Source organism: Actinomadura roseirufa (genome assembly GCF_900659635.1).
In the GTDB taxonomy this organism is placed as follows: Bacteria; Actinomycetota; Actinomycetes; order Streptosporangiales; family Streptosporangiaceae; genus Spirillospora; species Spirillospora roseirufa.
Map to the genome: position 1 here is coordinate 1 of NZ_CAACVB010000303.1, position 8162 is coordinate 8162.

Annotated in this window: 2 protein-coding genes; both read right to left on the reverse strand. The window is 73.5% G+C overall.

The features are described from left to right. The coding region (locus E1291_RS35835) for a type I polyketide synthase (RefSeq protein WP_207401119.1) at positions 1–1610 on the reverse strand (1610 nt) is incomplete at its 3' end. A gap of 44 nt (positions 1611–1654) precedes the next feature. Continuing rightward, a complete protein-coding gene (locus E1291_RS35840) occupies positions 1655–8029 on the reverse strand; it encodes an SDR family NAD(P)-dependent oxidoreductase (RefSeq protein ID WP_242614589.1) in 6375 nt (2124 codons plus the stop codon). Positions 8030–8162: the final 133 nt, after the last annotated feature.

The following is an 8162-nucleotide window of genomic DNA, read 5'->3' on the forward strand; positions in this document are numbered from 1 at the left end:
AGCGCCGCGAGGAGGTCGTCGCGGTCATCGCCGACCACCGCGGCGCGGTGCTCGAACACCGACCGCGTCGCGGCCAGGGACCAGCCGACGTCCGCCGGGCGGTCTTCCGGCCGGTCCGCCAGATGCGCGGCCAGCGCGGCGGCCTGGCCGCGCAGGGCGGCGCCGTCGCGCGCGGACAGCACCCAGGGCACCGGCCCGTCCGTCCGGACCGGTTCCGCGGGTTCCGGTTCCGCCGGGGGCTCCTCAATGATCAGGTGCGCGTTGGTGCCGGAGATGCCGAACGACGACACTCCCGCCCGGCGCGGGCGGTCGCCGCGCGGCCACTCCACCGCCTCGGTCAGCGGGCGCACCGTCCGCGCCGACCAGTCCACGTGCGGTGTCGGCTCGTCGATGTGCAGCGAGGGCGGCAGGGTCCCGTGCCGCATCGCCATCACCATCTTGATGACCCCGGCGACACCGGCCGCGCCCTGCGTGTGCCCGATGTTGGACTTCACCGACCCCAGCCACAGGGGCGCGTCCGCCGGGCGCGCCCGGCCGTACGTCGCGATCAGCGCGTCGGCCTCGATCGGGTCGCCGAGCACGGTGCCGGTGCCGTGCGCCTCCACCGCGTCCACCTCGGCGGCCGACAGCCCGGCCCCGGCCAGCGCCTGGCGGATCACCCGCTGCTGCGAGGGGCCGTTCGGCGCCGTGAACCCGTTGCTGGCGCCGTCCTGGTTCACGGCCGAGCCGCGCAGGACGGCGAGGACGCGGTGGCCGTTGCGGCGCGCGTCCGACAGCCGCTCCAGCACCACCACGCCGACGCCCTCGCCCCAGCCGGTGCCGTCGGCGGCGGCGGCGAACGGCTTGCAGCGGCCGTCCGGGGACAGGCCCCGCTGCCGGGAGAAACCGGTGAACACCTCCGGCGTCGACATGATCGTCACACCGCCGGCCAGTGCCAGCGTGCACTCTCCCTGCCGTAGCGCCTGGCTCGCCAGGTGCATGGCGACCAGCGACGACGAGCACGCCGTCTCGATCGTCACCGCCGGGCCCTCCAGGCCGAACGTGTACGCGACGCGCCCCGACAGCAGGCTCGGGGCGTTCCCGGCGTACCCCTCGGACTCCTCGCGCGGGGCGCCGCCCCGCGCCCCGGCCCCGGTGGTCGCCGTGCCCGCGTACACGCCGGTCCGCGAGCCGCGCAGCGAGACGGGGTCGATGCCCGCCCGCTCGAACGCCTCCCAGGCCGTCTCCAGCAGCAGCCGCTGCTGCGGGCTGGTCGCCAGCGCCTCGCGGGGGCTGATCCCGAAGAACCCGGCGTCGAACCGGTCGGCGCCGGCCACGAACCCGCCCCGGCGGGTGTAGGTGGTGCCCGGATGGTCGGGGTCGGGGTGGTAGAGGCCGTCGAGGTCCCAGCCGCGGTCGCCGGGGAAGTCGCCGATCGCGTCGGCGCCCGCGGAGACCAGGCGCCACAGCGACTCCGGCGAGTCCACCCCGCCGGGGAAACGGCACGCCATGGCCACCACCGCCACCGGCTCCTGCGCGCGCTCCTCGGCCTCGCGCAGGCGCAGCCGCGTCTCGTGCAGATCGGCGGTGACGCGTTTGAGGTACTCGACCAGTTGCTCTTCGGTCGCCATCAGGAATCACCCGGCCTTGGCACACGGGGGTCGCGTCCGCCCATTCAGGACACGCCCAGCTCTTTGTCGATGAAGTCGAGGACCTGGTCGGCGGACGCCGCCTCCAGCCGTTCCGCCGTGCTCGCGCCGTTCTTCGGCGCCCGCGCGGCCTTCCACTGGGCGAGCAGCGCCTCCAGCCGCGCCGTGACCGCGCCGGACCCGCCGTCGTCCAGGTCGGCGGCGCCCAGCGTCCGCTCCAGCCTGGCCAGTTCGTCGAGGACGGGTTCCGCGGACGTCCCGTCCCCGTCCGCGTCGTCCGGGAGGATCCGGTGGAGCAGGTGCTCGGCCAGCGCCCCCGCCCTCGGGTGGTCGAAGACGAGCGCCGGGGGAAGCCGCAGGCCCGTGGCGGCCGCGAGCCGGTTGCGCAGCTCCACACCGGTGAGCGAGTCGAACCCCAGCTCCTTGAACGACACGTCGGCGCGCACCGCGTCCGGGTCGGTGTGCCCCAGCACGGTCGCGACGTGCCCCCGCACCAGGTCGAGCACGGTCCGCCGCCGCTCGGCGGCCGGCAGCCCGGCCAGCCTCGCGGCCCAGTCGGCGGGTTCGGTTCCCGCCGCGGCGACCCGCCGGACACGCCCGCCGCCGCTTCCGGCGGCCAGGGCCCGCAGCGCCGCCGGAAGCGTCCCGGCGGGCTGCGCCGCCAGCGCCCGCACGTCCAGGTTCGCGGCCAGCAGGAACGGCTCGCCGTACCGGAGGGCCGTGTCGAACAGGCCGAGCGCCCGATCGCCGGGCAGCGCGCCCACGCCCGACCGTGCCATACGCGCGAGGTCCGCCCGCGCGAGATGCCCGGTCATGCCGCCGGACTGCTCCCACAGTCCCCAGCCGACCGACAGCCCGGCCGCGCCTTCGGCCCGCCTGCGCGCGGCGAGCGCGTCGCAGTAGGCGTTGGCCGCCGCGTAGTTCGCCTGTCCCGGGCTGCCGAGGGTCGCGGCACTGGAGGAGAAGATGACGAACATGCCGAGGGGAAGATCCCGGGTGGCCTCGTGCAGGTGGTGAGCGGCCGTGGCCTTGGTCCGCCACACCCGCCCCAGCCGCTCGGCGTCCTGTGAAGTGATCACCGCATCGTCGATCACACCGGCCGCGTGGATCACACCGGTGAGGGGATGCTCGGGATCGATGCCCTTCACCAGACCGGCGATCGCGTCCGCGTCCGCCACGTCCGCCGCCACGATCCGGGCCTCTCCGCCCAGCTCGGCCAGCCGTGCCGCTAGCTCGGCCGCTTCTGGAGCGTCGGGGCCCCGGCGGCTGACCAGCGTCAGGTGCCGTGCCTGACCCGTGCGGACGAGATGCTCGGCGACCAAGGCACCCAGAGCACCAGTGCCGCCAGTGATCAGAACCGTGCCATCCGGGTCGAGCGGGGGTGGGACGTCCAGGACGAGCTTGCCGGTGTGACGGGCCTGGCTCATGAACCGCAGAGCGTCCCGCGCCCGGCCCAGCGGCCATGCGCGCACGGGAGCCGGTTGCAGCGTCCCGGCCGCGAACAACCCGGTCACCGAGGTGAACATCCGCGCGATGAGATCCGGACCCGCATCGGTGACCAGATCGAACACCCGATACCGCACGTCCGGATACGTCTCAGGGTCACGGATATCGGTCTTGCCCATCTCCATGAACCGGCCGCCGTCCTTCAGCAACCGCAACGACGCATCCGTGAACTCCCCGGCCAGGCTGTTCAAGACGACGTCCACACCCTGACCACCGGTCGCGGCCCTGATCACCCCTTCGAAATCCAAGTCACGCGAGGACGCGCGATGCGCCTCGTCGATGCCCATCTCCTCCAAGACGGCGTGCTTGCCGGGACTGGCGGTCGCGAACACCTCCGCACCCAGATGACGAGCGATCTGCACCGCCGCCATCCCCACCCCACCCGTCGCGGCATGAATCAGAACCGACTCACCCGCACGGAGACCGGCCAGCTCCACCAGCCCGTACCAGGCCGTCAGGAAGGTCACCGGGATCCCGGCCGCTTCGCGGAAGTGCCAGCCGGCCGGAACGGGGGTGACCATGCGGGCATCCGCCACGGTGACCGGCCCGAACGCGCCGGGGAACAGGCCCATGACGCGGTCGCCTACCGACAGGCCCGTGACCTGCGAGCCCACCTCGGTCACGACACCGGCACCCTCACCACCGAGACCACTCTGACCCGGCGCCATCCCCAAACTCACCAGCACATCACGGAAGTTGATCCCGGCGGCACGCACCGCGATCCGAACCTCGCCGGGGCCGAGCGGCTCCAGGGCACGGGGGTAGGGAACGGGCATCACGGCGTCGACCGTGCCGGGGTTCTCGGCGGCCAGCCGCCAGGCGGGCTCACCCGCCGGGGCGACGATCCCCGGGCGGTCGGCCGCGCGCACGAGGCGAAGTGTCAAGGGCCGCCCCGAACGGACGGCCGCCTCGGTCTCACCACTGGTCAGGACCTTGCCGACGACGTCGGTGAGGCTCGCGGCGGGGGTTTCGCCATCGAGGTCGAGAAGAAGGAACCGGCCGGGGTTCTCCGACTGCGCGCTGCGCACCAGACCCCACACACCCGCACCCGCGAGATCCGGATCCTCCACCGACACCGCACCCCGCGTCACCAGAACCAACCGCGCATCCGACAACGCGGACTCGGACAGCCACTCCTGAACCAGACCCAGAACCCTTTCGACGACGTCCACTCCATCGCCCGACGGCACGGCGGTCAGCACCACCGACGGCACCTCACCCGCCGCCACCAGAGCCGCCACATCGGCGTGCACGGCAAGGCCCGGCAGTTCCAGACCCGCACCGAGCGTCGCCCAGCCCTCGGCGAGGGTGGAGGCGTCGTCCGAAGGCGCGGCGGGGAGAGGATGCCAGTCGAGGGCGAACAGCCCGTCAGCGGCGAGCTCACCCGCCGCGCTCAGCTCGTTGACGTCGGCGGGCCGCGTCACCACGGAGCCGACGCTCAGTACCGGGGCACCGGTCGTGTCGGCCAGGGTCACCCGCACTCCGCGCTCCCCGTCCTCGTTCTCCGGGGAAGGGGTCAGCCGGACCCGGACGGCGGTCGCCTCCGCCGCCCAGAGGGTCACGTCGTTCCAGGCGAACGGCAGCCGCAGTTCGTCGCCGCCGGGCTCGTCGAGCAGGAACCCGGCGTGCAGCGCCGCGTCCAGGAGGGCGGGATGAATCCCGAAACCCGCGCCGTCACCGGCGATCTCGGGGAGCGTCACCTCGGCCACGACGTCCGCGCCGTCCCGCCAGGCGGCCCGCAGCCCCCGGTAGGACGGGCCGTACTCGTAACCCAGCGCGGCGAGGCGGTCGTAGAAGCCGGTCACGTCCACGGGCACAGCGCCCGCCGGCGGCCACGCCCCGGACGGTCCGCCCACCGTGTCTCCCGCCGTGTCTTCCGGGGCCTCCCCGAGCATTCCCGTGGCATGGCAGATCCACGGCGCCTCGGAGGCCGCGCCGCCGTCCGCGGGCCGGGCGTAGATCCGCACTTCGCGGCGCCCTCCGGCGCCGGGGGCGGAAACGACGACCTGCACCTGCGCGCCGCCCTCGCGGGGCAGGACGAGCGGTGCCCGCAGCACCAGTTCCTCCACGCCGCCGCAGCCGGACTCGTCGGCGGCCCGCAGCGCCCATTCGGCCAGTGCCGCTCCCGGCACCAGCGTCGTCCCGAGCATCCGGTGGTCCTCCGCCCGGCTCGCGGTCGCGGACAGGCGGCCCGTGAGCAGGAGACCGCCGTCGGCGAGCGGCACGGCCGCGGGCAGCACCGCGTGCTCCACCCGCCGCAGCCCCGCCGCGCCGACGTCGCCGATTCCGGCGGCGGGCGCCAGCCAGTAGTGCTCGTGCCGGAAGGCGTAGGTGGGGAGGTCCACGACTCGGGGCGCCGGGTTGTTGGGGAACCAGGGGGCCCAGTCGATGGTCCGGCCTGCGGTGTGCAGCCGCGCCAGAGCGTGCGCCAAGGCCGCCTCGTCCGGCTGCTTGCCGCTCAACGCCGAGACGACCACCGGCTCCCGCGACTCGGAAAGCCCATGCTGAGCGGCGGTCGCCAGCACTGGATCGGGGCCGAGCTCCAGCAGGACGCCGGCGTGAGGTGCGATGTGCTCGACGGCGGGTGCGAACCGGACGGGCCGCCGGATCTGCCGTGCCCAGTACTCGGGAGTGGCGATCTCCTCATCGGCGGGCCGCCCGGTGAGATTACTGATCAGCGGAATCCGCGGCTCATGGAAACTCAGCCCGCCGATAGCGGCGGTGAACTCCTCCAACACCGGATCCATGAGCGAGGAGTGGAACGCGTGGCTGACCGTCAGGGCTTTGGTCTTACGACCCCGCGCCGACCAGGTCTCCACGATCCCGGCCACCGCGGTGGACGGACCGGACACCACCGTGTTGTCCGGAGTGTTCAGCGCCGCGATCGACACACCGGTGCCGTCCAGTTCCCCGACCAACTCCTCCTCGGTCGCCTGGATCGCCGCCATCGCCCCACCGGCAGGAAGAGCACCCATCAACGTCGCACGCGCCGCCACCAGACGACACGCATCCGCCAAATCGAACACACCCGCCAAATACGCGGCCGCGACCTCGCCGATCGAGTGACCGATCACCACATCGGGCCGCACCCCGAACGACTCCAGCAACCGCGCCAGACCGACCTGCAACGCGAACAAACCCGCCTGCGCGTAGGTGGTGTGGTTGAGAAGCTCGGCGTCATCGCCGAACACGACCTCCCGCAGCGGACGGTCCAGATGCGCGTCCAGCAGTCCGCACACCTCCTCAAACGCCCCGGCGAACACCGGGAACCGCTCGTACAGGCCCGCGCCCATCCCGAGCCGCTGGCTGCCCTGGCCACTGAACAGGAACACGGTCCTGCCCTCGGCGGCCTGGCCAGGAAGGACGATGCCAGGGTGTTCTTGTCCCTGACCAAAGGCGTGCAAGGCGGCGGCCAAAGTGGCGCGGTCCCGGCCGAAGACCACGGCCCGGTGCTCCAGCGCGGACCGGGAGGTCACCAGCGACCAGCCCACCTCCGCCGCCGAATCCTCCGAGGCCGCCACATGCCCGGCCAGCACCTCGGCCTGCGCACGCAAACCCTCGGGCCCCCGCGCCGACACCACCCACGGCACCAGACCCTCGACCTCATCCGACACCGCAGCAGGCTCAGTCTCCGGGCCCTGCTCCAGAATCAGATGCGCGTTCGTCCCCGAGGCCCCGAACGACGACACCCCCGCCCGCCGGGGACGGTCGCCTCCGGGCCATTCCACGGGTTCCGCGAGGAGGCGAACCGCCCCGGATTCCCAGTCGACGTGCGGTGATGGCTCGTCGATGTGCAGGGACGCGGGCAGCGTCCCGTGCCGCATCGCCATCACCATCTTGATGACCCCGGCGACACCGGCGGCCGCCTGCGTGTGCCCAATGTTGGACTTCACCGACCCCAGCCACAAAGGACGATCATCGGCACGCCCCTGCCCATAGGTCGCCAGCAGCGCCTGAGCCTCGATCGGGTCGCCCAGCGTCGTGCCCGTCCCATGCGCCTCCACCGCGTCCACCTGGTCGACGGTGAGGCGCGCGTTCGCCAGCGCCTGGCGGATCACCCGCTCCTGGGACGGCCCGTTCGGCGCGGTGAGCCCGTTGCTCGCACCGTCCTGGTTCACCGCCGAGCCGCGCAGCACCGCCAGCACCCGGCGCCCGTTACGGCGCGCGTCCGACAGCCGCTCCAGCAGGACGAGCCCGACGCCCTCACCCCAGCCCGTTCCATCCGCCGCCGCCGCGAACGACTTGCACCGCCCGTCCGGCGCCAGGCCCCGCTGCCGCGAGAAACCGGTGAAGACGTCCGGGGTGGCCATCACCGTGACACCGCCCGCCAGCGCCAGATCGCACTCACCCTGCCGTAGGGCCTGTGCAGCGAGATGCATCGCCACCAGCGACGACGAGCACGCCGTGTCGACCGTCACCGCGGGCCCCTCCAGGCCCAGCGTGTAGGCCACCCGGCCGGGCACCAGGCTGCCCGAGCCGGCCATGAGCGCGTACCCCTCCAGGCGGGGGTCGCCGCTCGCCAGTCCCGCGCCGTAGTCGTGATACATGACGCCCGCGTACACGCCGGTCCGGCTGCCCTTCAGCGATTCCGGGCCGATGCCCGCGCGTTCCAGCACCTCCCAGGACGCCTCCAGCAGGACGCGCTGCTGCGGGTCGATGGCCAGCGCCTCGCGGGGGTTCACGCCGAAGAAGGCGGCGTCGAACCCGGCCGCGTCGCGCAGGAACGCGCCCTGCCGCGCGTAGCTGGTGCCGGGGTGGTCGGGGTCGGGGTGGAACAGCGCGTCCAGGTCCCAGCCGCGGTCGGACGGGAAGTCCCCGGTCGCGTCGCCGGCCGAGGCGAGGAGATCCCACAGGTCCTCGGGCGAGCGGACGCCGCCGGGGAACCGGCACGCCATCGCCACGATCGCGACCGGCTCGTCCGCGCCGGCGGCGGCCTACCTGCTCGCCGAGACCGTGCACGCGTCCGGGGTGATCGCCGTGGTGGTCAGCGGGCTGTACCTCGGGCACCGCTTCACCGACTCGCCGGCG

Coding starts and splice junctions, on each gene's coding strand:
- E1291_RS35840 (WP_242614589.1), bottom strand. CDS start 8,029: ATGGCGTGCCGGTTCCCCGGCGGCGTCCGCTCGCCCGAGGACCTGTGG.